The sequence below is a fragment of the Rhizobium sp. BK529 genome (assembly GCF_014194105.1).
Taxonomy (GTDB): Bacteria; Pseudomonadota; Alphaproteobacteria; order Rhizobiales; family Rhizobiaceae; genus Rhizobium.
The window spans coordinates 298,655-324,545 of record NZ_JACIAU010000001.1 but is presented as its reverse complement, the minus strand read 5'-3'; the positions used below and the strand labels follow the sequence as shown (position 1 = coordinate 324,545).

The window sequence follows — 25,891 nt, the reverse complement described above, 5'->3', positions numbered from 1 at the left end:
CATCCGACTCCGTTTGAGCCAACAGAATGCATCAATCTAACCAGGAAAGGCTCTAAACCTCCAGCAGCGAGGGTTTTGACCCTCAAGCCGCCAATGTCAAAATAATCGGCCCGTTGCGGGTTGCAACGACAGTATGTTCATACTGCACCGTCGGGGCCTTGGGATCGGCATAAAGCGTCCAGGCGTCATCGCCGCCTTCCGCCCAAGTGGCGCCAAGAGAGAGGAAGGGCTCGACCGTAAAGACGAGGCCTTCGGTCATCATGCGCCGTTCGGACGGATCAGGCCAGGTGGAAAGCTCGGCCGGCTCCTCATGCAGCGAGCGGCCGACGCCGTGGCTGGCGAGATTGGTGACGAGCGTATAGCGGTTCTTCTGCGCGAAGGCACCGACGGCATTGCCGATCTTGGCCAGCGGCTCGCCCGCCTTGATTTGGTTGAGACCGACCCAGAGCGCTCGCTTGCCATCCCGGCAGAGCTTCTCGATCTTCGATTTCACCGGCGGCATAGCGAAGGAAGCGCCGGTATCGGCAAAGAATCCGTCCTTTTCCGCTGAAACATCGATGTTGACGAGATCGCCGGCGCGAATGACGCGCGGGCCGGGAATGCCGTGGGCGATTTCCTCGTTGACACTGATACAAGTCGCCCCCGGGAACTGGTAACAGAATTCAGGTGCCGAACGTGCACCCGCATCTTCCAGCGCCTTGCGGCCGATCTGGTCGAGCTCCAGCGTCGTCATACCCGGCTCCATCGCCGCTGCCATCACCTGTATGGCGTTGGCGCAGATGCGGCCGATCTCCTTGAGCTTGGAAAGTTCTTCGTCGTTCTCGATAACCATAGACACGTTCCGGCGTTGCCGAGAGCGACAGGCTCTTCGTCAAGCGGTGGCTTTCGCGCCTTCGGCAGCCCCAGTCAATGCCTTTCTCACGATCGGCGCCACTTTTGTACCGTAGAGTTCGATGCCCCGCATGATCTGGTCGTGAGGCATCTGCCCGATCGCCATTTGCAGAAGGAAACGGTCATTGCGGAAAACCTTGTGCGCAGCAATGATCTTCTCGGCCACCAGTTCCGGATCGCCAAGGAAGAGATTGCCGGTCGGACCGCGCGACATGTCGAAATGCGCTCGGCTCGTCGGACCCCAGCCGCGCTCGCGGCCGATGCGGTTCATCACTTCGGCCTGCGGACCGTAGAACTGGTCTGCAGCAGCCTCCGTCGTATCGGCGATGAACCCGTGCACATTGATGCTGGTCTTCAGCTTCGCCGCATCCTGCCCTGCCCGGCGGGCAGCTTCGCGATAGAGGTCGAAGAGTGGCGCAAAGCGCGGATATTCGCCGCCGATGATGGCAAGCGCCACCGGCAGGCCGAGCGCACCGGCACGCGCCACGGACTGCGGCGTGCCGCCGACCGCGATCCACAGCGGCAGCGGATCCTGCAGCGGCCGCGGATAGACGCCGCGTCCTTGGATCGGCGCGCGCAACTCGCCCTTCCAGCTGACGACCTCGTCGTCACAGAGAGCCAAAAGAAGATCGAGCTTTTCCTCGAAGAGCTGGTCGTAGTCTTCGAGATTGTAACCGAAGAGCGGGAAGGATTCGATGAAGGAGCCCCGCCCCGCCATGATCTCGGCCCGGCCGTTGGAAATCAGGTCGAGCGTCGCAAACTGCTGGAACACCCGCACCGGATCGTCGGAGGAGAGGACGGTGACCGCGCTGGTGAGGCGAATGTTCTTCGTCTTTGCAGCAGCGGCAGCAAGCGCAACCGCCGGCGCCGAGGCCACATAATCAGGCCGGTGATGTTCGCCGAGCCCGAAGACATCGAGCCCGACCTGGTCGGCAAGCTCGATCTCTTTGATCAGATGGTTGATCCGCTCGGCCGCTTCCACTCCCCTGCTGCGGGAAGGATTGGGATTGACGTCTGCGAATGTATATAGGCCCAGTTCCATCGTCGGCATCCTGTTGAATTCAGCCCGGAGATAAGGATGCGGTGGGCGAAGAGCAAACGGAAATTCTGGAACGATATCTTCGAGAAAATCGATAGTTTGAAATCTCTTCAGCATGACCGCCTGTCGGCCAGAATACCCATGATGAGCGCGCGCTGATAGTCGCATCGAACAGGTGCCGATAGCTTGAGCTGCAATCAGGTCTTGGCGCTCTGCCGTCCTGCCTCTTCCTGCATCTTGTCGATCTCACGACGGATATGGGCAGCCTCAGCCGCCGAATGGGCAAGCGCGATTGCGCGGTCGAAGGCGATGCGTGCCTGGCCGATCTGGCCGAGCTGCTTCAAGAGATTGCCGCGCAGGCCATGGTAATAGAAATAGCCGTCGAGCTTCTCACCAAGCTGCTCAACCAGGTTGAGCGCCTCCTGCGGACCATTCAACTTGGACACCGCGACGGCGCGGTTGAGCGTCACCACGGGCGAAGGCTGGACACGTTCGAGAGCCCGATAAAGCAGATCGATCTCCACCCAATCGGTATCCGCAGCGCGTTTGGCGCGGGAATGGACCGCGGCAATCGCCGCCTGCAGCTGATAGGGACCCGGCCTGCGGTGGCGCAGCGCCTTGTCGAGCAGCACCACCGCCTCGTTGATGAAAGGCTGGTTCCAGAGAGAGCGGTCCTGATCTTCGAGCAGCACGATCTCGCCTTCGGCGCTGAAACGCGCCTGCCGGCGGGAAATCTGTAAGAGCATCAGGGAAAGCAGCCCCATCAGTTCCGGCTCGGCAGGAAAGATGTGCAGCATCAATCGCGCCAGGCGGATCGCCTCGTCGCTGAAGGCGGCCGTTTCCTGTTCCGGATCGGCCTGGCTGTAGCCCTCGTTGAAGATCAGGTAGATCATCGTGCTGACGATCGCCAGCCGCTCGGCCCTCTCCTGCGGGCTCGGCGTTTCGAACGGCACGCCGGCCTTTGCCACACGCGCCTTGGCCCGCGTAATACGCTGTTCCATGGCGGTTTCCGAGACGAGGAAGGCACGGGCGATCTGCGAGACCGAAAGGCCGGAGACGATGCGTAGCGCCATTGCAATCTGCTGGGTCGCCGGCAGATCCGGATGACAGCAGATGAAGAGCAGCCGCAGGATGTCGTCGCGATAATTGGAATCGTCCAGCCGCTCTGCAATATCGCTTTCGGCATCCTCCTTGTCCGAAATCTGGTCCTCGTCCGGCAGCGCCTGGATCTTCGCCCGCTTGCGCACCGCGTCGATGCCACTGTTGCGGCCGACGAAGATCAGCCAGGCCGTCGGATCACGCGGCGGCCCCTTTTCCGGCCATGTCCGGATCGCCCTCAGGCACGCCTCCTGAAACGCTTCCTCCGCAGTGTCGAGATTGCGGAAATAGCGCAACAGTGCGCCGAGCGCCTTCGGCCGGGCCGAGGCAAGCGCAAGGTCGATCCAGGCAATGTCTGTCATGATGCGATCTCTCCCGGCCTGAAGGTGTAGAACGGCCGTATTTCGTAAGAGGTGGAACCCGGATTGACCGCCGAAAGCTCCTTGGAAAAGGCGATCGCCTCATCCAGCGTTTCGAAATCAACCGTATAGAAGCCGAGAAGCGCCTCTTTCGTTTCCGCAAATGGACCGTCGACGACGAAGGCCTCATCCTTGCCCTTGCGCACGGTCGTGGCGGCCGTCGTCGGCATCAGCCGGCCGGTCGGGCCTAGCTTGCCTGCCGCGGCAAGCGGCTCGATCGCGGCATAGAGCTTTTCCATGACGGTGGCCTCTTCCTCCTTGGTCCAGGCGAAGACGGTTTCCTCATTGGCGTAGCAAAGGATTGCATAAAGCATCGGTCACTCCTCTTTCCGAATGACGAATGAGTAACCGTTTGGCCGACAGGCCGCATCAAAAAATTATGGCTGGAAGGCCGGCATACCTGATTGAAGCATCCCGATTAACTATGCGCACTGGCTCCGCAATCGCCGCCGTTGAGTTGCCCAATTTGATCCGGAGACCTGTCGGCGTTTTCCATCACCATTCCATTCGAGAACCCCATGAACATATCTCAAAGACTTCTCGTCGCACTTGCCGCCCTCGTGCTGCCGATACAGGCTGCCCATGCTGCCTCCGCCCCGGAAAACTTCCTCTATACGAGCTCTGGAAATCTTGCCGCCGCAAAGGCCACGCTCGCCCGGCCGGATATCGGCGGCGTCCAGGTCGTCTATAACTGGAAAAGCCTGGAACCGGCGAAGGGCCAATATGACTTCTCCGCGATCGAGCAGGATTTCGCCATTGCCAAGGGCCTGAACAAGAAGATGTTCATCCAGGTGCAGGATCGCTTCTTCAATCCCAAGGCCCGCAACATTCCCGACTATATGCTGACCGAACCGGAATATGACGGTGGCCTCACGCCGCAGTTCGACAATCCCGGCGAAAACAAGCCTGTCGGCTCCGGCTGGGTCGCCCAGCAGTGGAATCCGGCGGTGCGCGCCCGCTACCAGGCGCTGCTGAAGGCACTCGCTGAAAAGTTCGACGGCCAGGTCTATGGCATCAATCTGCCGGAGACATCGATCGATCTCGATCCCAAGAACGAGCCGAAGGGCTTTTCCTGCGACACCTATTTCTCAGCCGAGATGGAAAACCTCGCCTTCGCCCGCAGGGTCTTCGAAAAGTCACTGGTCGTGCAATATGTGAACTTCTGGCCCTGCGAATGGGAGAACGACCATAATTACATGAGCCGCCTCTTTGATTATGCCGAGAAGAACAATGTTGGCCTCGGCGGTCCCGACATCGTGCCGAACCGCAAGGCGCAGATGAAGAACTCCTATCCCTTCTTCAACAAATACAACGGCAAGCTTTCCTATGTCGGCCTCGCCGTGCAGGAGCCGACGCTGACCTACAGGAACCCTGCAACCAAGAAGCCCTTCACCAGGGAAGAATTCACCGCCTTCGCCCAGGATTATCTCGGTGCCAACGTGATCTTCTGGAGCACGGCGACGCCCTGGCTGAAAAAATAGGGAAATCAGGCAGGCGGCGCCAAAGCCGCCTGTCTCGGAATTTGGCGACTAGGATCTAGCCGACCCAGGCACAGTTACGAATCACGCTACAGAAATTGCCGCGGTGGAAATGCGGCTCCTTGTCGGCCAGCACATCCGCCTTGACATTGCCAAAGGTCGTTTCCGGCTTGTGTTTGATGCCGTCGTAGAAGGTTTGGATGATATCCTCTTTGAAATGCGGCGTGCGCGGATGGGCATGCACCACCGCCTCGCGGTCGGCATCGCCGAATCCGTGATAATCGATCCCGAGCACATCCATCTCGACGCCTGCCGTCACCAGTACCACGACCGGATGCATGTGCTGCGGAATGCCGGGCGTCGTATGCAGCGCGATCGCTGTCCAGACCGTATCGATATCGGCCTGTGAGATGCCATAACTCCTGAGGAAATCCCGGGCGGCATTGGCGCCGTCGACCTCGAAACGCTCATGTTCCGAACTGTGCTGATGCGTCAGCCCCATGTCGTGGAACATGGCGCCGGCATAAAGCAGTTCGGGGTCGAAATTCAGCCCGCGGCGTTTGCCCGAGAGCGCACCGAAGTAATAGACGCGGCTGGAATGGTGAAAGAGCAGAGGCGATTCCATATCCCGAACCAGTTCGGTAATGTCTCGCGCCAGCTTGCTGTCGGGAATGCTGATGCCACCAATCGTCAATGTCATCGTCTTTCTCCTTGATGGTTGATGTCAAGGAGAGTAAAAGCGGCGAAATGTGTCATCAATCGACGGAACCAGGCAATTTCTGCCAAAACCATTCCGTTGCAGACATGAGGCCAGCAGATGAAACCGAAGACCATCGCCATTCTTGCCGTTCCCGGCGTTCAGCTTCTGGATGTCTCCGGTCCGCTCGACGTTTTCGCCGAAGCCAATCTCCAGAGCGGCAGGGAGGCCTATCGCCCCATCGTGATCTCAGTCACGCACGGCCATATCCGCTCCTCCTCCGGTGTCCGGCTGGTCGCCGATTACACGATCGGGAACGAGATGGGACCGCTGGATACGCTGCTCGTGGCCGGTCGTCCGAATGCAGCAGAGACCGCGCCGGACACGAAACTGCTGACATGGCTCAGAAAGACGGCACCTAGTGCCCGACGCTATGGCTCCGTCTGCAGTGGCGCCTTCCTGCTTGCCGCCGCCGGCCTGCTCGACCACAGGCGGGTCACGACCCATTGGGCCGTTGCCGAGAGACTGAGAGGGACCTACCCCTTCGTGACCGTCGAAGAGGACGCCATCCACGTGGCCGACGGCGAGCTACGGACGGCGGCCGGTGTGACGGCCGGACTGGATCTCGCCCTCTCTCTCGTCGAGGAGGATCTCGGCCGCGAGGTGGCGATGCGAACGGCTGCCCAGCTCGTCATGTTCTTCAAGCGCCCCGGTGGTCAGATGCAGTTCAGCCGCAAGGGCGAAGCCGCCCCCGCCGGGCGATCGGCCCTGCAGGAGGTACAGCGCTGGATTGCCGCCAATCCGGCGGCCGATCACAGCGTGGCGGAACTCGCCCGCCGGATGGAGCTCAGCCCCCGCCATTTCGCCCGCCTTTTCCGCGATGAAGTCGGCATGACGCCGGCGGCCTGGGTGGAATCCACCCGCATCGCCGCTGCCCGCCGATTGCTCGAAAGCGGTCACGCGCCGAAACAAGTGGCCAGCGAATGCGGCTTTGCCGACGACGACACCTTACGCCGGGCCTTTGCCCGCCATCTCGGCGTGACGCCTGCAGAATACCGCAAGCAGTACGCCCACATGAGTTCGGCGAGCTAACCGATCAAAGCTCGCTCAACGTCCGCTTCACAGCATTCTTCCAACCGCGCAGCTTCGCGGCGCGGGTTTTCTCGTCCATTGATGGTTCGAAGCGCCGCGCCCGCTTCCACGTCGAAGAGAACTTCTCGCGATCCGGCCACACACCGGCCCTGCTGCCGGCAAGCCAGGCAGCCCCGAGCGCCGTCGTCTCCAGGATCACCGGGCAATCCACAGGCGCTTCCAAGAGGTCGGCAAGCCGCTGCATCGTCCAGTCGGAGGCAACCATGCCGCCATCGACGCGCAGGACTGTATCGTCAGTGCCGTTCTTCCAGTCTTTCTGCATGGCCTCCAGGAGGTCGCGCGTCTGATAGCAGACGGCCTCCAGCGCGGCGCGCGAAAACTCCGCCGGGCCGCTGTTGCGCGTCAAGCCGTAGATCGCCCCGCGCGCCTTGGCATCCCAATGCGGCGCTCCAAGCCCGGTGAAGGCCGGCACGAGATAGACCTCCTGTGTCGGATCCGCTGTCTTTGCCAACTCATTGGTATCGGATGCTTTATCGATGATGCCGAGGCCATCGCGCAGCCACTGAACCGCCGCTCCTGCAATGAAGATCGAGCCCTCAAGCGCATAGGTCGTCTCACCATCAAGGCGATAGGCAATGGTGGTCAGCAGACGGTTCCTCGAGCGGACCATATCACCGCCTGTATTCAGGAGAGCGAAGCAGCCGGTGCCGTAGGTCGATTTCAGCATGCCCGGCTGGAAACAGGCCTGACCGATCGTTGCCGCCTGCTGGTCGCCGGCAACGCCGAGGATTGGGATAGCGGCGCCGAAAAGCTCCGGATCGACAGTGCCGAAATTATCGGCGCAATCCTTGACCTTGGGAAGCATGGCGGTCGGCACGCGCAGGATGTCGAGCAGATCCTCGTCCCATTCATTCGTCGCGATATTGAACATCAGCGTGCGCGACGCATTCGTCGCGTCGGTAACGAAGCTCTTGCCGCCGGTCAGCCTCCAGATAAGGAAGGTGTCGATCGTGCCGAAGCAGAGGTCGCCGCGCGCCGCTCTCGCCCGCGCACCCTTCACGTTGGCAAGCATCCAGGAAAGCTTCGTTCCGGAGAAATAGGGGTCGAGAAGGAGGCCGGTCTTCTTCGTGAAGGTGCGCTCCAGATCCTGCCGCTTGAGATTGTCGCAATAGCTGGCCGTGCGCCGGTCCTGCCAGACGATGGCGTTCTGGATCGGCTTCCCGGTTTCGCGCTCCCAGACGACGACTGTTTCGCGCTGGTTGGTGATGCCGAGTGCTGCAATATCCTTTGCCGTCACCTTGGCCTCGCGCAGCGCCATATTAATTGTTGAAACCACTGAATCCCAGATTTCCTCGGGATCGTGCTCCACCCAGCCGGAGCGCGGATAGAACTGCGTGAATTCCTTCTGGCCCATGCCGGCGATCTTCATGTCGCCGTCGAAGACGATCGCCCGTGTCGAGGTCGTTCCCTGATCGACCGCCAGAATATATCCACCCATGCGATTCCTCCCGCTCACATCCTGTTGTCGCGGCAAATCAATAGGGCAGGTCTGTCCGGCTTGGAAGGGTGTAAGTGTTGGCATTGCCCATCGGCGACTTCCCGATTGTCAGCCTGCCGGCTTTGGGCATAACCTCGCTCCAACGCTGCGACGCAGCATCTCTCGCATCAACGGAGGAAGAAGCATGAGCAGAACAGTCGTCGTCACCGGCTCCACCAGCGGCATCGGACTTGCAATTGCCGCTGCCTTTGCCGCCAGGGGCGACAATGTCGTCATTAACGGCTTCGGAAAGGTTGAGGAAATCAATGATATAATCGAGCGCCTTGAATCATCGTCGAAGGCAAAGGCGATCTACCACCCGGCCGACATGACGAAGCCCGCCGAGATCGCCGACCTGATCGAAACCGCCGGCAAGACCTTCGGGACGATCGATGTTCTCGTCAACAATGCAGGCATCCAGCATGTCGAAAAGATCGAGGATTTCCCGATCGAGAAATGGGACCAGATCATCGCCATCAATCTGTCCAGCTCTTTCCATACGATGCGCGCTGCGATCCCGCTGATGAAAGCCAGGAAGCATGGCCGCATCATCAATATCGCCTCAGCCCACGGCCTGGTCGCCTCGCCCTTCAAATCTGCCTATGTAGCAGCAAAACATGGTATATTAGGCCTGACGAAGACGGCGGCCCTCGAGCTTGCCGGATTCGGCGTGACGGTAAATGCCATCTGCCCCGGCTATGTGCTGACCCCGCTGGTCGAAAAGCAGATCCCGGATACAGCCAAGGCGCGCGGCATGACAGAAGAACAGGTGAAGACCGAAGTCATCCTCAAGGCGCAGCCGACGCATGAATTTGTCAAGGCCGAGGAGATCGGCGCACTCGCCCTCTACCTTGCAAGCGAGGAAGCCCGGCAGGTAACCGGCACGCATATCTCGATTGACGGGGGCTGGACGGCGGCATAACCATTTTGGAAAAACAACCGGGAATATCATGAACGACAGCATCCGCTTCATCCTCAATGGCGAGGACGTTTCTCTTGACAGCGTCCGGCCGACCGAGACTCTCCTCGATTTTCTGCGGTTGAAGCGGCGGCTGACGGGTACGAAGGAAGGCTGCGCCGAGGGTGACTGCGGCGCCTGCACCGTGCTGGTCGGCCGGCTGATCGACGGCAAACTCTTCTATGAAACCGTCAATGCCTGCATCCGTTTCATCGGCTCTCTGCATGCGACCCATGTGGTAACGATCGAGCATCTCGCAGCCCGGGACGGCACGCTGCATCCGGTGCAGCAGGCCATGGTCGATTGCCACGGTTCGCAATGCGGCTTCTGCACTCCGGGCTTCGTCATGTCCCTTTATGGTCTCTGGCTCTCCAACGAGAAGCCGGACCGCGCGGAGATCGAAAAGGCGCTCCAGGGCAATCTCTGTCGCTGCACCGGCTATGAGCCCATCGTCAAGGCTGCCGAGCAGGTGAGCCTGCACCGTCCGAGCACGCTCTTCGATCCGCTTGCAAAGACCCGCGCCGAAATTATCGCCCGCCTCTGGGCCATGCAGGCATCCGAGACGCTGACGATCACGTCCGAGGAGGGCCGGCTGATCGTGCCGCGCTCGGTCGAAGCGCTGGCGAAGATCCTCGCGGCCGAGCCGACGGCGACGATCGTCGCCGGCTCCACCGATGTCGGTCTTTGGGTGACGAAGCAGATGCGGCAGCTGAACCCGGTCGTCTTCATCAATCATCTGACGGAGCTTCAGTCGATCGTTGCAGGCGAAACCGGTATCACCATCGGTGCCGGCGTCACCTACACTCGAGCCTTGGCGACGATCGCCCGGAAAATCCCGGCCGTTGCCCGCCTCATCACTCGCATCGGCGGCGAGCAGGTGCGCAACATGGGCACGATCGGCGGCAATATCGCCAACGGCTCGCCGATCGGCGACAGTCCGCCGCCGTTGATTGCGCTCGGCGCACAACTGACCCTGCGCTCTACCGCAGGCACGCGAACGCTGCCGCTCGAAGATTACTTCATCGCCTATGGAAGGCAGGATCGCAGGCGGGACGAATTCGTCGAAAGCCTCTTCGTGCCCTATCCGGCTGCAGACGCCAAATTCGCCGTCTACAAGATCAGCAAGCGCCGTGACGAGGATATCACCGCTGTTCTCGGCGCCTTCCATCTGGTGCTGGACGAAACCGGGCATGTCACTGACATCCGCATCGCCTACGGCGGTATGGCGGCAACGCCGAAGCGCGCCCGTACTGTCGAAACCGAACTGATCGGCAAGCCCTGGAACGAAGCAACCATCGAGGCCGCCCGCCCCGCATTCGATGCCGATTTCCAGCCGCTGACGGACTGGCGCGCCACTGCCGAATATCGCCAGCTCACCGCAAAAAACCTGCTGACGCGCTTCTATCTCGAAACTGTCGGCGCGCCCGCCGAACTGAAGCGGTTCGAGGAGGTTGTCTGATGAAGATGGTACACGCTGGTGCCGTGTGGCCCCCTCATCCGCCCTTCGGGCACCTTCTCCCCGGGGGGAGAAGGGGAAAACGAGACGGCGCGGCATCCCCTTCTCCCCAGCGGGGAGAAGGTGGCGGCAGCCGGATGAGGGGGCCACACGGCCCCACATCTCATCACGAAGGAGCCATCTGATGGACAAGTCCACCTTCGAGGATCGCAAGCTCATCAACGGCCAGATGCACGCCTCGCTGCGCCATGATTCAGCGCATAAGCATGTCACCGGAAGCGCCGATTATATCGACGATATTCCGGAACCGTCCGACCTGCTGCACGGTGCGCTCGGCCTGTCCGATCGCGCCCATGCAGAGATCGTCGCGATGGATCTCTCCGAGGTCCAGACCTATCCCGGCGTCGTTTGGGTCTTCACCGGCAAGGATATTCCCGGCGTCAACGACATCAGCTCGAACGGCAGTCATGACGAACCGCTGCTTGCCGAAACCAGGGTGGAATTCCACGGCCAGCCGATCTTCGCTGTCATCGCGCAAACCCGCGAGATTGCGCGCCGCGCCGCCCGCAAGGCCAAGATCGAATATCGCGACCTGCCGCACTGGAGCGACATCGACGGCGCGATTGACAATGGCAGCCCGCTCGTCATCACGCCGATGACACTGAAGCGTGGCGAACCGGAAACGGAAATGGCCAATGCCCCGCGCCGGCTGACCGGCCGCATGCGCATCGGCGGCCAGGAGCATTTCTATCTCGAAAGCCACATCGCCATGGCAATCCCTGGCGAGGACGATGAAGTCGCCGTCTGGTCCTCCACCCAGCACCCCAGCGAAGTCCAGCACATCGTCGGCCATGTGCTGCACATTCCCTCGAATGCTGTCACCGTCAATGTGCGCCGCATGGGCGGCGGCTTCGGCGGTAAAGAAACGCAGGGCAACCAGTTTGCGGCCCTCGCTGCGATCGCAGCCAAGAAACTGAAGCGCGCCATCAAGTTCCGTCCGGATCGCGACGAGGACATGAGCGCAACCGGCAAGCGCCACGATTTCCGCGTCGATTATGAACTCGGCTTCGATGACGAAGGCCGCATCCACGCCGTCGACGCCACCTATTCGGCCCGCTGCGGCTTCTCCTCCGATCTCTCAGGCCCGGTCACCGACCGCGCCCTCTTTCATGCCGATTCCAGCTATTTCTACCCGCATGTGCATCTGACCTCGCAGCCCTTGAAGACGCACACCGTCTCCAATACCGCCTTCCGCGGGTTCGGTGGCCCGCAGGGCATGCTCGGTGCCGAGCGCTTCATCGAGGAGATCGCCTATGCCGTCGGCAAGGATCCGCTCGATATCCGCAAACTGAATTTTTACGGCCAGCCTGGCTCCGGGCGCACGACGACGCCCTACCATCAGGAGGTCGAGGATAATATTATCGCCCGCGTGGTCGAGGAGCTCGAGGAAAGCGCCGATTACCGCGCCCGGCGCAACGCCATCGTCGCCTTCAACCGCGACAGCCGCTATATCCGCAAGGGTATCGCGCTGACGCCGGTCAAGTTCGGTATCTCCTTTACCACGACCGCCTTCAACCAGGCCGGCGCGCTCGTCCATATCTATCAGGACGGCTCGATCCACCTGAATCATGGCGGCACCGAAATGGGCCAGGGCCTCTATACCAAGGTGGCGCAGGTTTTGGCCGACAGTTTCCAGGTCGATATCGACAAGGTGAAGATCACGGCCACGACGACCGGCAAGGTGCCGAACACCTCGGCCACCGCCGCCTCCTCCGGTTCGGACCTGAACGGCATGGCCGCCTTCGACGCCGCCCGCCAGATCAAGGAGCGGCTGATCGCCTTTGCGGCGGAGAAATGGGGCGTCCCGGCCGAGGAAATCGTCTTCCTGCCGAACCGCGTTCGGGTCGGCGATCTGGATATCCCCTTCCCTGATTTCATCAAGCAGGCCTATCTGGCCCGCGTCCAGCTTTCGGCCGCAGGCTTCTACAAGACGCCGAAGATCCATTGGGACCGCAAGGCCGGCCGTGGCACACCCTTCTACTATTTCGCCTATGGCGCCGCCTGCTCCGAAGTTTCGATCGATACGCTGACCGGCGAATATCTCGTTGACCGCACCGACATCCTCCACGACGTCGGCCGCTCGCTGAACCCGGCAATCGATATCGGCCAGGTCGAGGGCGCCTTCGTTCAGGGCATGGGCTGGTTGACGACCGAGGAGCTCTGGTGGGATGACAAGGGCCGCCTGCGCACGCATGCGCCCTCCACCTACAAAATTCCGCTCGCCTCCGACCGGCCGAAGATCTTCAACGTGCGCCTGGCCGAGTGGTCTGAAAACGCAGAAGCCACAATCGGCCGTTCCAAGGCCGTTGGCGAACCGCCCTTCATGCTGGCCATATCAGTGCTGGAAGCGCTCTCCATGGCGGTCGCCAGTGTCGCCAACTACCGCGTCTGCCCCCAGCTCGATGCGCCTGCCACGCCCGAACGTGTGCTGATGGCGGTCGAGAGGATGAAGAGGGTGTAACAATGACGCGGCGCGAAATCCTTTCCGGTTTTGTGCTCAGCAGCGACTTCCGCTCCTTCCTTGCCTTGCAACCCGATGCAGTGCTCGTCGAGGTAACGGGTACGCAAGGTTCGACGCCGCGCGAGGCCGGCACCTTCATGCTGGTTTCGGCAAAGCGCGTCTGGGGCACGATCGGCGGCGGCCATTTTGAATTCATCGCCATCGGCAACGCCCGCCAGATGCTCGCTGGCACCGGCGGCACCGATGTCATGGACATTGCCCTTGGCCCCGAGATCGGCCAGTGCTGTGGCGGCCGCACGCAGCTGCGCTTCCGGCGCGTGACGGATGCGGTGAGCGATGAACTCGAGAAGAAACAGGAAGATGAAGCGGAACGTCTGCCCGAGGTCTATGTCTTCGGTGCCGGCCATGTCGGCCGTGCCCTAGCGGCAGCCCTTGCTCCGTTGCCGCTTTCGGTCACCGTCATCGAAACCCGCCGGGATGAGCTTGCCAATCTCCCGGTCTCGACGAAAAGCCTGTTAGTGCCGATGCCCGAGGCTCTGGTGAAGGATATCCCCGCCGGCGCAGCACTTGTCATCCTGACCCATGACCATGCGCTGGATTTCCTCATCGCCAGCGAAGCGCTCGCCCGAACCGATCTTGCCTATGTCGGCATGATCGGTTCGGCGACCAAGCGGGCGACTTTTGCAAACTGGCTTTCCCGTGAGGCAGGTGGCGAGCGTTCCTGGCTTACTCGTCTGACGCTGCCGATCGGCGGATCGGCTGTGAAGGACAAACGGCCCGAAGTGATCGCCGCCATGACCGCTGCCGAAATCCTCGCCGCGCTTGCGGCCTATCGCGAGCCATCTTCCTCATAGCGCGGTTCGCGCCCGTCGAGAAAACCAAGATCACGCTTGATACGATCGGGCGTGACGTCCATATCGAGCCGAGGCATCCGGCTGCCGATCCCACCGATCAACCGTCGGACAACGATGGTGATCAATGCCTCTCTTGCGGAAGAATTGCTCTCTTCGATAGTTTGGCAATTCATGACATCACCTCGATAGTTTGATGAGATGATTGCAGTTTGCCGAGAAAAATGCTGCAATTCCAATCGAACTTCCGTCTGCGCCCATAAAGAGAACTTATCCATGAAACTGTCGAAGCAGTTCCCGCTGAATGCGCTGCGCGTCTTCGAGGCCGTGGCGCGTCTCGGCAGTTTCACGAGAGCAGGTGATGAACTCGGCATGACGCAGACCGCCGTCAGCTATCAGATCAAGCTGCTGGAGGAGAACATCGGCGAACCCCTCTTCCTGCGCCGCCCGCGCCAGATCGAGCTGACGGAAGTGGGCGAACGGCTGGCACCAAAAGTGTCGGATGCTTTCGCCATTCTCGCCGAAGCGATGGCTTCGCTGCGCAAGACGACCGAGGAGACGCTGACGATCCATTCGACCGCGACCTTCGCCCAGCAATGGCTATCGCGCTACATTGGTGCGTTCCAGCTGCAGTTTCCCAATATTGCCGTCAGGCTTGTCACATCTGGCACAATCGTCGACTTCCAGAAGGAGGCTGCCGATGTGGCGATCCGCTGGGGCCGCGGCGATTGGCCGGGCCTGATCAGCCATCGGCTGATGAAACTCGATTACTCCCCTATGCTGAGCCCGAAACTCGCGGCCGAAATCGGCGGCATCCACGAGCCGGCGGATCTGTTGAAACTGTTCCTGATCAGCGCCGGCGATTCCTGGTGGGCCGAATGGTTTGCGGCGGCCGGCGTCAAGGATGCCGATCTCTCGCGCTATCCGAAAAGCGAATTCGGCACCCAGATCCTCGATGCCAGCATCGCGATCGCCGGCGGCGGTGTTGCGATGCTCAATCCCGGCCATTTTCAGGACGATGTCGCTGCGGGTCGGCTTTACCAGCCCTTCGAACTGACGGGTAATGACGGGCGCGACTATTGGCTCGCCTATCCCGAAAATAGACGCAACGTGCCGAAAATCAGAAACTTCCGGAAATGGCTGCTGGAGAAATTCAATGTCGAGCAGGATTGAGCTCGTCGCGCCAGGGCGACAGATCTAGATCTCGCTCAGAAGCCCATATCGGGCGCATAGAAACATCGCGGCGTATCCTCGTTAGGGAACAGGCAGAGGTGGTAATCGCTATCGCCCGAATGCATCGCCTTTGTCATCGGCAGCAAAAAGACATGATCGCGGGTAACAAGCCGGTGATCCCCGGGCTTCAACGTCAGCAGATAGCCATCGGGGGTGATGGCCACGGTCTTGGACGGGATCATCTGGCAATCGCCGTTATGGGCATTTCCGTTGCAACAATAGGGGTCGTAACTCCAACCTGTAGCGGCGTCGTGGGCTGTCGCAAACGACGCATATGCAATCATCACGCATGTCAGAATGCTTCGCATGGGCATCTTCTCCGTCGATGAATGCGCCGCCAGTGTCGTGCGGTTTCCACCTCATCCCGGCGGCCAAGGTTTAAAAACTGTAACCCAAATTTCACATTTCAAGGAATCGCCTGCTCCACGCCGGCGCATTCGCAGTGGATAAAATGTCGCAGAAATCCGCCATTTTTTAAGGCATGCCACTGACAATCCAGCGCCGCAGCGCAGCATTCAGCGCGATTGCGACCGCAAATTGCGTGGATATGAAAGCTCAGATGGAAGAGCCGATATGCCTTTGGCCGGTTCATGCGCGACCTCGGCAGTGGAATGCCGCAGCGGGATGGCCAGCCAGTCCCACTCAGCCAGCGCGCGATCGTTCTGCTCAAGGCGCTGCTCGACGCCAGTGGGCGCCCGTTCGGAGAGGGCGCCGGTAGCGATCGCGCGTCTGCGCAATGCACCCGGACAGCGGCGTCGACCGATGCAGCTGAACACCCTGATCCGTGGCCTAGTGCTTCTTCTGCTGCTGCTCGGCAGCCGCGACGCGGTTCAGCATCGCCACCATCTTTTTCTTGATGGAGCCGTAGGTGCCGAGCTCAAAATTGCAGCTGAAGCAGGTGATGATGTCGCTGTCGATCGGCTGCGGGCGCGGAAACTTCATGCGCGTGTTCCGGCATTTCGGGCAAGGGACTTCGATCTGCATATTTCAGCGGCTCCTTAACAGCGTCTTTGGCGATGCCTTAGCATAAATGCCGAACCCGGCAAGCTCTTCCTGCCCCGCATGCTCTTCCTGCAATGTCCACCGTGGCAAGAAACCCACGATCCCCCCTTTCCTCGCGCCGGAATTTCTCGCAATCTCACGAGTCGGAAAAAGAACAGGGGAACTGAATGTATGAATATGCCATAGCCTGGGAGTGGCTGGCCTTTGCGGCGCGCTGGTTCCATGTCGTCACCGCGATCGCCTGGATCGGGTCGTCCTTCTATTTCATCGCGCTCGACCTTGGTCTGGTGAAGCGCCCGCATCTGCCTGCGGGCGTCCATGGCGAGGAATGGCAGGTCCATGGCGGCGGCTTCTACCACATCCAGAAATATCTGGTGGCGCCGGCCGAGATGCCGGAACATCTGACCTGGTTCAAATATGAGAGCTATTTCACCTGGCTCTCCGGCTTCCTGATGCTCTGCATCGTCTATTATGCCGGGGCCGATCTCTTCCTCATCGACCGCCATGTGCTCGATATTTCGAAGCCGGTCGCCATTCTGATCTCGCTGGCATCGCTTGGCCTCGGCTGGATCATCTACGACCTGCTCTGCAAATCGCCGCTCGGCAAGAACACCTGGGGCCTTATGGCGGTTCTCTATGTCGTGCTGGTCTTCATGGCGTGGGGTTATACGCAGGTTTTCACCGGCCGCGCCGCCTTCCTGCATCTTGGCGCCTTCACCGCAACGATCATGTCGGCCAACGTCTTCATGATCATCATTCCCAACCAGAAGATCGTCGTCGCAGACCTGATCGCCGGCCGCACGCCGGACGCCAAATACGGCTATATGGCCAAGCAGCGTTCCCTCCATAACAACTACCTGACGCTGCCCGTCATCTTCTTCATGCTGTCGAACCACTACCCGCTGGCTTTCGGCACCGCCTTCAACTGGGTGATTGCCGCACTGGTCTTCCTGATGGGCGTCACGATCCGCCACTGGTTCAATACCACGCATTCCCGCAAGGGTCGGCCGACCTGGACCTGGATCGTCACCGTCGTGCTCTTCATCCTCATCATGTGGCTGTCGACCGCGCCGAAGATCCTGACCGGCGAGGATCAGAGTGCATCCGTGGCACCCGCCTTCCAGCAATTTGCCGGCGATCCGCATTTCCCTGATGTCAAGCAACTGATCAGCACGCGCTGTTCCATGTGCCACGCGGCAGAGCCGGCCTATGAAGGTATCGCCCGGGCACCAAAAGGCGTAATCTTGGAGAATGACGCGGAAATTGCCGCTCATGCGCGCGAAATCTATATACAGGCGGGCCGCAGCCATGCCATGCCGCCGGGCAACGTGACCGATATCACGCCCGACGAGCGCAAGCTGCTCGTCGCCTGGTTCGAAAGCGCAGTCGAAAGCAAACAAGAATGACCACAACACTCCTGCGCGGGCGCCTGCTCTCCTTCCGCCGTGCCCCGCTCAGCCTCGCCGATAGCGAAAGTTATTTCTATGAGACGGATGGCGGCCTGTTGATCGAGGACGGGATCATCGCCGCAGCCGGCACCTATGCCGATATCAAGGCGAAGGCACCTGAAGGCGTCAATGAGGTCGATCATCGCCCGCATCTCATCCTGCCGGGCCTGATCGACATGCACCTGCATTTCCCGCAGATGCAGGTGATTGCCTCCTATGCCGCCAATCTCCTTGAATGGCTGAACACCTACACCTTTCCGGAGGAATGTCGCTTCGTCGAAAGCGACCATGCCGAGAGGATCGCCACGCATTTCTACGACGAGCTGATCCGCCACGGCACGACGACGGCCGCCGCCTATTGCTCGGTTCACAAGACCTCAGCCGACGCCTATTTCGCGGAAGCCGTGCGCCGCAACATGCGCATGGTCGGCGGCAAGGTGATGATGGACCGCAACGCACCGCAGGGCCTGCTCGACACGCCGCAGATGGGTTACGACGAGACCCGCCAGGTGATCGCCGATTGGCACGGCAAGGGCCGCAACCATGTCGCCATCACGCCGCGTTTCGCTATCACCTCCACGCCGAAGCAGATGGAGGCGACGGCCGCCCTCGCCCGCGAATTCCCCGACCTGCACATCCAGACGCACCTCTCGGAAAACCACGACGAGATCAAATTCACCTGCGAGCTCTACCCCGAGGCGACCGACTACACCGATATCTATGCCCGCTATGGCCTGCTTGGGCCGAAGAGCCTCTTCGGCCATGCCATTCATCTGTCGGACCGCGAAGCAGACGCCATGAGCGAGAGCGGCGCAATCGCCGTCCATTGCCCGACCTCTAACCTCTTCCTCGGTTCCGGCCTCTTCCCGTTGAAGGCGCTCGCCCGCCGCGACAAGCCGGTCCGTATTGGCGTTGCCACCGATATCGGCGGGGGCTCCAGCTATTCCATGCTGCGCACGATGGACGAGGCCTACAAGATCCAGCAGCTTCTGGGCGAACGCCTGAACCCGCTCGACAGCTATTATTACATGACGCTCGGCAATGCCGAGGCGCTGTCGCTCGCCGATAGGATCGGCACGCTGGAATCGGGCACCGACGCCGACCTCGTCGTTCTCAACGCCGCCGCAACGCCGGCCATGGCGCTGAAGATGGACGTGGTGAAGACGCTTTCCGAAGAGCTGTTCCTGCTGCAAACCATGGGCGACGACCGTGCTGTGGCCGAGACCTACGTGGCTGGCGTGGCGATGAAGGCCAAGCTTTCCGAACCTGCCGCCTAATATAAAAACGGCCCTGAAATCAAATAGCAAAGGGCCGAAAAAGCATGGTACAGGAGAGAACCCTCCAGATATGAAGGTTCTCTTCATGGCCAAGCCGCTGACCATCGACGATCTCAAGAAAATGGCCCAGCGCCGCGTGCCAAAGATGTTCTTCGACTATGCGGACTCCGGCGCTTGGACAGAATCCACCTATGCAGCCAACGAGGCCGACTTCCGCGACATCAAGCTGCGCCAGCGGGTTCTCGTCGATATGACCAATCGCACGCTTGAGACGACGATGATCGGCCAGAAGGTCTCCATGCCAGTGGCCCTCGCTCCGACCGGCATGACGGGAATGCAGCATGCGGACGGAGAAATGCTGGCGGCGCGCGCGGCGGAAGAATTCGGCGTGCCCTTCACGCTGTCGACCATGAGCATCTGCTCGATCGAGGACGTCGCCTCGGTCACGACCAAGCCTTTCTGGTTCCAGCTCTATGTCATGCGCGACAGAGGTTTCGTGGTTGATCTCATCAACCGCGCCAAGGCCGCCAGATGCTCTGCGCTGGTGCTGACCGCCGACCTGCAGATCATCGGCCAACGTCACAAGGATCTGCGCAACGGCCTCTCGGCGCCGCCGAAATTCACGCCGAAACATATCTGGCAGATGGCGACGCGCCCCTTCTGGTGCGTGGAGATGATGAAGACGAAACGGCGCAACTTCGGCAACATCCTCGGCCACGCCAAGGGCCTTGCCGACCTTCCCTCGATCACGACCTTCGCAAACGAACAATTCGACCCGCAGCTGTCGTGGAAAGATGTCGCCTGGATCAAGGAACAGTGGGGTGGGCCGCTGATCATCAAGGGCATTCTCGATGTCGAGGATGCGAGGCAGGCAGCCGAAACCGGCGTCGATGCTATCATCGTCTCCAATCACGGCGGCCGCCAGCTCGATGGCGCCCCGTCTACGATCAGCATGCTGCCGCGGATCGTCGATGCCGTCGGCGACCGTGTCGAAGTGCATATCGATGGCGGTATCCGCTCCGGTCAGGATGTGCTGAAGGCCGTGGCGCTCGGCGCGCGCGGCACCTATATCGGCCGCCCCTTCCTCTATGGCCTCGGCGCCATGGGCAAGGAGGGCGTCACGCTGGCGCTGGAGATCATTCGCAAGGAGATGGACATCACCATGGCGCTCTGCGGCAAGCGCGACATCAAGGACATCGACTCCTCGATTATATTAGGACGCCAGTAGGATCAGGGCATTCGGCCGGTCGCGAGTGCAGCAGCCCATTCCAGGCGTCCATTGGCCTTTGCCAGCGCCGACATGGCCATATTGTCATAGCGGACGTTGCGGAATTGCGCTGTCCAGCCGGCAGCGGATCTTTCCAGCACCGCATAACTCGCCATCGCATGGCCGGTTTCGACCTTGTGCGGATACGGTTTGTCGTCGTCATAGGCTGGGCAGCCGACGCTGCCGGGATTGACGATGAGACGACCACCGGAAAGCGCCACCATGCGCGGAATATGCGTATGGCCGCAAAGGATCAGCGGCGCATCGATACCCTCTGCCAGCGCCTCGATCTCCGCCTGCGGCCGCAGCACGACGCTGCCATCGGCGATGGCCATATCCAGCCAGTAGAGATTATCGTCCGCAGGCGTCGCGTGGCAGAGATAGATTTCGTTCCTGTAAATCTGTTCAGCCGGCAGCGACCGCAGCCAATCAAGATGCTCACCATTGAGCTGTGCATGGGCAGCGGAGTCAGAGAGATGCATATCCTCCGGCCGCTTCTCGATCAGATATCGATCATGGTTGCCACGCACGGTCGGAATGGAAAGCGACAACAGCCGGTCCGCCACTTTGCCTGCCTCCAGCGGACCGCTGAAACAATCACCGAGATTGACGATATCGGTAATTCCGTGTGCCGCAATATCGGCAAGCACCGCTTCCAGCGCCGGATAGTTGCCGTGAATATCGGCGATGGCAGCAAAGCGCATGTCAGCTGCCCCGATAGGTGGAATAGCCATAGGGCGAGATCAGCAGAGGCACATGATAATGCGCCGACGTATCGGCAATGCCGAAGCGGATCGGCACGAGATCGAGGAAGGCCGGATGCGGCAGCGGCGTGCCGTTTGCCCGTAAATAGTCGCCGGCATGAAAGAGCAATTCATAGGTTCCGGCGCGAAAGCTCTCACCAATCAGCATCGGCCCGCCATCGACGCGGCCATCGGCATTGGTCTCGACGGACTTGAGATGGTGGCGAGCCTCACCCTCGATACGGAAGAGATCGATCCTCAGCCCCTGTGCCGGCTTGCCAAGAGCCGTGTCGAGAACATGCGTGGTCAGTCCGGTCATAGCTCTGGCTCTCTGATGATGAAGGGATCTTCGAAGAAAAATTCTTCCAGGTTGTTGCCCGGCCCGTCACGGTCGACAACCAGAAAATCGCTCGGCTCACCGAGAGCCATCAGCGGATGGTGCCAGACATTGCGGCGGTAATTCACGCCCTGATCCCCACGTGCGAGAAAGACCTGCGGACGGCCCGGACGACCACCTTCATCCTCAGAAACAACCACGAGGAAGGGGCGGCCCGATATCGGCGAGAAACTCTGGCTGCCGAAAGGATGTCGCTCCATCATGCCGAGCTCATATGGGAAAGCCCGCGGCTGGCCGCGAAAGAGATTGATGATGACCCGCGCACCCTCGCCCACGGCTTCAGGCGCCGCAAGCGCATGAAAACGCTCGGTATTGCCGCCATTGATATAGCGCATGGTCGTCGGATCGGCTCCGATCACCTCGCCGAACGGTGCGAAGGCGGATTTGGTAAGGGGCTGGATTTCGAGATATTGGGACACGGTGTTATTCGCCCTGAACGCGCCAGTGGCGAACATTTTCAAGTTGGGAAACCAGAGCCGGAAGGTCGGTTCTTACCGTCTGCCAGATGACGGGCAATTCTGCCCGATAATAATCGTGAATGATCAAATTTCGCATGCCCTTGATCCGGGTCCACGGAATTTCCTGATGATCGTGGATAAAGCCGGGGTCGCCTGCCGAAATTCGGGCTGCCGCTTCGCCGACGAGGACTAGCGACATCGTCACCGCCAATTGAGTGCGGATATCATGGAGAAACTGTTCCTGGCTCATGCCCTCTGTCAGGTTGAAGGCCTGTTGCGCGGCCTCCCGCATGCGATCCACATGTTCAAGAAGACGCTCGCGGCTCATATGGCGGAGGCTTCCGACAGGACACGATGTTTGATGCGCTCCGGCAATCCACCCGCAGTAACCAGATCCACCTTGATCCCCAGAATATCCTGCAATTCCTCCAGCAATCCGCCAAGATCGAATAGTGTCGTCCCTGGCAGTGCATCGACAAGAATGTCCAGATCGCTGTCCGGCCGATCCTCACCGCGCGCAACCGAGCCGAAGACACGCGGGTTCGCCGCGTTGAAGCGTTTGGTCGCTTCGCGGATCGCCTGCCTGTTCCTTTCCAATACTTCCGACGGTCTCATTGCGGCATCACTCCTGATGCCGCAAATATAAGGGACGGGGCTGAAAGAGGAAAGAACTCAAGCCTTCACCCCAAAGAGCCGAAGACGCATCGTGCCGCCGTCCGGATGCATAGCGTAACGCACGTGCGTGATCGAGCCGATATCGGCGATCGCATCGCTGCCATATTCGTGGATGTGATCCATCTGCAGCTTGCTGCGCGGCAGGATCGGCTTCCAGTTTTCCGATGCGGCGATATCGGCCTCAGACAAGGTGTCGCCGAGATCGGGCAGATACGCACCGAATAATTCGCAGGTGTCGGGGAAATTGCCCTTGAAGAAGGCGGTATCGACGATCACGCGCTTGATCGTGCCGGCATGGCCGAGGCGGATGATCGCCCAGTCGTGACCGGGGCCGCGGCGCCGCTTGGTTTCCCAGCCGTCGCCCATATTGAGGCCGCGGCCGGGACCGAGCATCTTGTCGGGATGGCCGTAATGCGCATCCGACCAGGCAAGCGATTTTGCACCGTTGAAGATATAGGCAAGATCGACCTCCTCGGTGGGACCGACCTTCGACCAGTCGAAATAGGCAGAGCCGTAGACACGAAGACGCGCCACGCCACCATCCGGATAGATATGCAGGCGCAGATGCGTCCAGATTTTTTGCTTGTCGGCATTTTCGAAGAAATGATGCGCGCTGGAGCCAAGCGGCGACTTCGGCAGAATTTCGATCCATGCCGTCGCATCGGTTGGATCGCCGCTCTCGACGAAGGCAGCTTCGATGGAGCAATGCGGCGGGTAATTGCCGGTAAAAAAGCTGGTATCGACATCGAAGCCGAAGATGCGGCCTGGCATGGCGAGCTTGACAATTGCCCAGTCGTGGCCGGGAACGCGCTTGCGGCGGCTTTCCCAGCCGTCCATGTACTTGCCGTTGTCGTCGTAAAGATCCGGATCGAAGCTTGCCGGCACATCCTGCAGCATGCGCTCTAGCGGCGCGAAGAACTCGTCCGTGGCATAAAGCCCCTTGGCGCCGAGACGGGCCGAGGCGAGGTTGATGGCGCCGTTGGCAAAGGCCGGCAGGCTGGTATCGGTCGTATCGGTCATTCAGGTCTCCGAAAGCATGGATGTCAGGCGCAGCAGCGCGATCTTTTCGACCTCGGCTGCCGCAGTCACGAATTCTTCGTCGCTGGTATTGTCGATCCGTTTTTCGAAAGCGGCGAGGATATCGTCCTTGTTCAGCCCCTTCACCGCGATGATGAAAGGAAAGCCGAATTTCTGCGTATAGGCGGCATTGAGCTCGGTGAAACGGGCGTGCTCTTCAGGGTTCAACCGGTCGAGCCCGGCGCTCGCCTGTTCCTTTTTGCTCTCTTCAGTCAATTCACCCGATATCGCCAGCCTCCCGGCAAGATCGGGATGAGCGCGCAAGACGCCGAGACGCTCCTCCTTGCTTGCCGCACGGAAAATGGCGACGAGCTCCGTGTGCACGCGGTCCACCGTCAGCTTTTCACCGACAAAGCCGTCATCATAGGCTCGCTCTGCGATGAAGGGCGAATGCTCGAAGACGCCGCCGAAGCGGGACACGAATTCACTACGCGAAATCATCAGATCGTCTCCGGCTTATGGTTCGCATGCCAGTGCTGTGCAATCTCGATGCGGCGCGGGATCCAGACCTTGTCGTGCTTCAGCACATATTCCATGAAACGCCTGAGCGACGCCGCACGACCCGGCCGGCCGACGAGACGGCAATGCAGGCCGACGGACATCATTTTCGGGCTGCCTTCCTTGCCCTCTTCATAGAGCGTGTCGAACGCATCCTTGAGATAGGTGAAGAACTGGTCGCCGGAATTGAAGCCTTGCGGCGTGGCGAAGCGCATGTCGTTGGTTTCAAGCGTATAGGGAATGATGAGGAAAGGCTTTTCGTCGATGCCTTTCACCCAATAGGGCAGATCGTCGGCATAAGAGTCCGACGAATAGAGGAAACCGCCCTCCTCCTGCACCAGCCGCAACGTATTATCGGAGGGCTTGCCCTGGTACATGCCGTAGGGCCGCTCGCCCGTCAGCTCCGTATGCAGCCGTACGGCTTCCTGAATGTGCTTGCGCTCCAGTTCCTCAGAGAAATCCTTGTACTCCAGCCAGCGATAGCCGTGGCTGGCGATCTCCCAGCCGGCTTCCTTCATGGCGGCGACCGCTTCCGGGTTGCGCGCCATCGCGAGAGTCACGCCATAGACGGTCGCTTGAACCTTGAGATCGGTGAAGAGACGCCAGAGCCGCCAGAAACCGGCGCGGGAGCCGTATTCGTAGATCGACTCCATGTTGAGATTGCGCTGGTTCGGCCAGGGCTGCGCGCCGACGATCTCCGACAGGAGATTTTCCGAAGCCGAATCGCCGTCAAGGATAGAGCTTTCGCCACCCTCTTCGTAATTGATGACGAACTGCACTGCGACGCGTGCCTCGCCGGGCCATTTCGGATCGGGCGTGGCGCGCCCATAGCCGACGAGATTACGCGGATAGGTCTCGGATACCATCAAATCACCTTCTGAAAAGACAGGTGAAACGGTAGCATCCACGGGCGGAATGTCGAGCCGTAAAACTGCGGTATCGCCTTTCGGCCTTCAGCGCGCGCCTCAGGCGATCTTGCGCGCGCTCACCTTGCCCATCGGGTGCAGCGAGTGCACGCGGAATGGTCCGCCGGTACCTTCCTCGATCATCAGCGCCACATTCGAGACCGTCACCGGTTCGAGCAGCACGGCGTCGAAGACAGAGCGTAGCGCCTGTTCGATGCGCGGCATGTCGACAGCGTTGACCGGTCCCGTAACCGGCATATGGAAGCGGAATTCATCCATCACGTAGGGGTTGCCCCAGCGATGCAGATTGGCGAATTGCGCCGCCGAAAGACCGTCCGGATCGCTGCGTTCGATATCCGCTTCACTTAGCGGCGCGCGGAAACGATCGAACTCCTGAACGATTGCCGAGGCAAGATAGTGAACCTGATCGCAGGGTCGGATCGGAGAGAGGCTATAGAAGGTGCCGAGGCGCGCAACCTCCAGACGCGGAATCTGGAAAGGCGTAAGCGTCCCGCAAAATCGCATCAGATCGCGCAGGAGTTGCGATTCGGAAACCTCTGAAGAGAGGTGGAAAGGAGCCTTCAACACGCCATGGAACCCGTAGCGACGCGGCACTGCCGTATGAAAGGCGATCTCGTGGATACCGAGACCGCGGACTGCCGGGGGCTCGACCATTTCGCCTGAAAATACGTTGCGGCCAAGCCAATTGGCGGCCACATGCGAGAGCGGATCGCTCGCTGATGGCGTGAAGCAAATGGCATAGCGCATGCAATTTCCTCCAACTGATTGAGGTGAGCGCGGATCACATTCCGCGCTTTCGATGCGCAAGCAGATAGGTGATTTGCATGACAGAATAACGAAACGGAGCGGCTTC

General features: G+C 60.4%; 28 protein-coding genes. 10 read left to right on the top strand and 18 right to left on the bottom strand.

Features of this window, described 5'->3' with window-relative positions; translation table 11 throughout:
• Positions 1-82: 82 nt before the first annotated feature.
• The 4 genes from map to FHX08_RS01580 all read right to left on the bottom strand — a co-directional run bounded on the left by map (position 83) and on the right by FHX08_RS01580 (position 3,761).
• Positions 83-832 carry a type I methionyl aminopeptidase gene (gene map / locus FHX08_RS01595; protein WP_132653564.1) on the bottom strand — a complete coding sequence of 250 codons (750 nt, stop codon included), beginning with the start codon at positions 830-832 and terminating at the stop codon, positions 83-85.
• A gap of 39 nt (positions 833-871) precedes the next feature.
• Positions 872-1,933 carry an LLM class flavin-dependent oxidoreductase gene (locus FHX08_RS01590; RefSeq protein ID WP_184326809.1) on the bottom strand — a complete coding sequence of 354 codons (1,062 nt, stop codon included), beginning with the start codon at positions 1,931-1,933 and terminating at the stop codon, positions 872-874.
• A gap of 194 nt (positions 1,934-2,127) precedes the next feature.
• The gene (locus FHX08_RS01585; protein WP_184326808.1) at positions 2,128-3,390 is read right to left on the bottom strand and encodes an RNA polymerase sigma factor; all 1,263 of its coding nucleotides are present in this window, start codon (positions 3,388-3,390) and stop codon (positions 2,128-2,130) included.
• Entirely contained in the window at positions 3,387-3,761 is a 375-nt protein-coding gene (locus FHX08_RS01580; protein ID WP_132653561.1) for a YciI family protein, read from the bottom strand. Before FHX08_RS01580 ends, FHX08_RS01585 begins: the two co-directional genes overlap by 4 nt.
• A 204-nt stretch (positions 3,762-3,965) precedes the next feature.
• Here FHX08_RS01580 and FHX08_RS01575 point away from each other — a divergent pair, with 204 nt between their 5' ends.
• Positions 3,966-4,928, top strand: a complete 963-nt coding sequence (locus FHX08_RS01575; RefSeq protein WP_184326807.1) for a hypothetical protein — start codon at positions 3,966-3,968, stop codon at positions 4,926-4,928.
• Positions 4,929-4,983: 55 nt separating this feature from the next.
• On the opposite strand, the gene FHX08_RS01570 is transcribed toward FHX08_RS01575, so the two are convergent.
• Positions 4,984-5,625, bottom strand: coding sequence for an HD domain-containing protein (locus FHX08_RS01570; protein WP_184326806.1), 642 nt, complete (start codon positions 5,623-5,625; stop codon positions 4,984-4,986).
• A gap of 117 nt (positions 5,626-5,742) precedes the next feature.
• Between FHX08_RS01570 and FHX08_RS01565 the strand changes: the two genes are divergently transcribed.
• Complete coding sequence (locus FHX08_RS01565; protein ID WP_184326805.1) at positions 5,743-6,714, top strand: GlxA family transcriptional regulator; 972 nt, start codon at positions 5,743-5,745, stop codon at positions 6,712-6,714.
• Between the two features lie 4 nt (positions 6,715-6,718).
• Here FHX08_RS01565 and glpK read toward each other — a convergent pair whose 3' ends face one another.
• Positions 6,719-8,212, bottom strand: a complete 1,494-nt coding sequence (gene glpK, locus FHX08_RS01560) for a glycerol kinase GlpK (protein ID WP_184326804.1) — start codon at positions 8,210-8,212, stop codon at positions 6,719-6,721.
• Between the two features lie 184 nt (positions 8,213-8,396).
• Here glpK and FHX08_RS01555 point away from each other — a divergent pair, with 184 nt between their 5' ends.
• The 4 genes from FHX08_RS01555 to xdhC all read left to right on the top strand — a co-directional run bounded on the left by FHX08_RS01555 (position 8,397) and on the right by xdhC (position 14,040).
• The gene (locus FHX08_RS01555) at positions 8,397-9,173 is read left to right on the top strand and encodes a 3-hydroxybutyrate dehydrogenase (protein ID WP_184326803.1); all 777 of its coding nucleotides are present in this window, start codon (positions 8,397-8,399) and stop codon (positions 9,171-9,173) included.
• Between the two features lie 28 nt (positions 9,174-9,201).
• Entirely contained in the window at positions 9,202-10,668 is a 1,467-nt protein-coding gene (gene xdhA / locus FHX08_RS01550) for a xanthine dehydrogenase small subunit (protein ID WP_184326802.1), read from the top strand.
• 181 nt (positions 10,669-10,849) lie between these two features.
• Positions 10,850-13,186, top strand: coding sequence for a xanthine dehydrogenase molybdopterin binding subunit (xdhB, locus tag FHX08_RS01545; RefSeq protein WP_184326801.1), 2,337 nt, complete (start codon positions 10,850-10,852; stop codon positions 13,184-13,186).
• A 2-nt stretch (positions 13,187-13,188) separates the two neighbouring features.
• Positions 13,189-14,040, top strand: a complete 852-nt coding sequence (xdhC, locus tag FHX08_RS01540) for a xanthine dehydrogenase accessory protein XdhC (RefSeq protein ID WP_132653554.1) — start codon at positions 13,189-13,191, stop codon at positions 14,038-14,040.
• Here xdhC and FHX08_RS01535 read toward each other — a convergent pair.
• Positions 14,016-14,213 carry a hypothetical protein gene (locus FHX08_RS01535; RefSeq protein WP_132654290.1) on the bottom strand — a complete coding sequence of 66 codons (198 nt, stop codon included), beginning with the start codon at positions 14,211-14,213 and terminating at the stop codon, positions 14,016-14,018. The genes xdhC and FHX08_RS01535 overlap by 25 nt on opposite strands.
• A gap of 100 nt (positions 14,214-14,313) precedes the next feature.
• On the opposite strand from FHX08_RS01535, the gene FHX08_RS01530 reads away from it, so the two are divergent.
• A complete protein-coding gene (locus FHX08_RS01530) occupies positions 14,314-15,210 on the top strand; it encodes a LysR substrate-binding domain-containing protein (protein ID WP_132653553.1) in 897 nt (298 codons plus the stop codon).
• 35 nt (positions 15,211-15,245) lie between these two features.
• Here FHX08_RS01530 and FHX08_RS01525 read toward each other — a convergent pair whose 3' ends face one another.
• Together FHX08_RS01525 and FHX08_RS01520 are read right to left on the bottom strand one after the other, a co-directional pair.
• Positions 15,246-15,578 (bottom strand): hypothetical protein, encoded by a 333-nt coding sequence (locus tag FHX08_RS01525; RefSeq protein ID WP_132653552.1) that lies wholly within the window; start codon positions 15,576-15,578, stop codon positions 15,246-15,248.
• 481 nt (positions 15,579-16,059) lie between these two features.
• Entirely contained in the window at positions 16,060-16,212 is a 153-nt protein-coding gene (locus tag FHX08_RS01520; RefSeq protein WP_165911887.1) for a hypothetical protein, read from the bottom strand.
• 227 nt (positions 16,213-16,439) lie between these two features.
• On the opposite strand from FHX08_RS01520, the gene FHX08_RS01515 reads away from it, so the two are divergent.
• The 3 genes from FHX08_RS01515 (at position 16,440) to FHX08_RS01505 (ending at position 20,225) form a co-directional block, all read left to right on the top strand.
• Positions 16,440-17,678, top strand: a complete 1,239-nt coding sequence (locus FHX08_RS01515) for a urate hydroxylase PuuD (protein ID WP_132653550.1) — start codon at positions 16,440-16,442, stop codon at positions 17,676-17,678.
• Entirely contained in the window at positions 17,675-18,997 is a 1,323-nt protein-coding gene (gene guaD / locus FHX08_RS01510; protein WP_132653549.1) for a guanine deaminase, read from the top strand. The genes FHX08_RS01515 and guaD overlap by 4 nt, the downstream gene beginning before the upstream one ends.
• Positions 18,998-19,082: 85 nt before the next feature.
• The gene (locus FHX08_RS01505) at positions 19,083-20,225 is read left to right on the top strand and encodes an alpha-hydroxy acid oxidase (RefSeq protein ID WP_132654288.1); all 1,143 of its coding nucleotides are present in this window, start codon (positions 19,083-19,085) and stop codon (positions 20,223-20,225) included.
• Between the two features lie 2 nt (positions 20,226-20,227).
• Here FHX08_RS01505 and FHX08_RS01500 read toward each other — a convergent pair whose 3' ends face one another.
• The 9 genes from FHX08_RS01500 to FHX08_RS01460 all read right to left on the bottom strand — a co-directional run bounded on the left by FHX08_RS01500 (position 20,228) and on the right by FHX08_RS01460 (position 25,785).
• Positions 20,228-20,968: a metallophosphoesterase gene (locus FHX08_RS01500; protein WP_132653548.1), complete on the bottom strand. Its 741-nt coding sequence runs from the start codon at positions 20,966-20,968 to the stop codon at positions 20,228-20,230.
• A 1-nt stretch (position 20,969) separates the two neighbouring features.
• On the bottom strand, positions 20,970-21,326 hold the full coding sequence (uraH, locus tag FHX08_RS01495; RefSeq protein ID WP_132653547.1) for a hydroxyisourate hydrolase: 357 nt from the start codon (positions 21,324-21,326) through the stop codon (positions 20,970-20,972).
• The gene (locus FHX08_RS01490; RefSeq protein WP_210288217.1) at positions 21,323-21,859 is read right to left on the bottom strand and encodes an ureidoglycolate lyase; all 537 of its coding nucleotides are present in this window, start codon (positions 21,857-21,859) and stop codon (positions 21,323-21,325) included. The genes uraH and FHX08_RS01490 overlap by 4 nt, the downstream gene beginning before the upstream one ends.
• Entirely contained in the window at positions 21,828-22,190 is a 363-nt protein-coding gene (locus FHX08_RS01485; protein WP_132653545.1) for a DUF86 domain-containing protein, read from the bottom strand. Before FHX08_RS01485 ends, FHX08_RS01490 begins: the two co-directional genes overlap by 32 nt.
• On the bottom strand, positions 22,187-22,477 hold the full coding sequence (locus FHX08_RS01480) for a nucleotidyltransferase family protein (RefSeq protein ID WP_132653544.1): 291 nt from the start codon (positions 22,475-22,477) through the stop codon (positions 22,187-22,189). Before FHX08_RS01480 ends, FHX08_RS01485 begins: the two co-directional genes overlap by 4 nt.
• A 57-nt stretch (positions 22,478-22,534) precedes the next feature.
• Complete coding sequence (alc, locus tag FHX08_RS01475; protein WP_132653543.1) at positions 22,535-23,557, bottom strand: allantoicase; 1,023 nt, start codon at positions 23,555-23,557, stop codon at positions 22,535-22,537.
• Positions 23,558-24,055 (bottom strand): 2-oxo-4-hydroxy-4-carboxy-5-ureidoimidazoline decarboxylase, encoded by a 498-nt coding sequence (gene uraD, locus FHX08_RS01470; RefSeq protein WP_132653542.1) that lies wholly within the window; start codon positions 24,053-24,055, stop codon positions 23,558-23,560. It lies immediately after the preceding gene.
• On the bottom strand, positions 24,055-24,978 hold the full coding sequence (puuE, locus tag FHX08_RS01465; RefSeq protein ID WP_132653541.1) for an allantoinase PuuE: 924 nt from the start codon (positions 24,976-24,978) through the stop codon (positions 24,055-24,057). Before puuE ends, uraD begins: the two co-directional genes overlap by 1 nt.
• 99 nt (positions 24,979-25,077) lie before the next feature.
• Positions 25,078-25,785, bottom strand: a complete 708-nt coding sequence (locus FHX08_RS01460; protein WP_132653540.1) for a DUF1045 domain-containing protein — start codon at positions 25,783-25,785, stop codon at positions 25,078-25,080.
• Between the last annotated feature and the right edge of the window lie 106 nt (positions 25,786-25,891).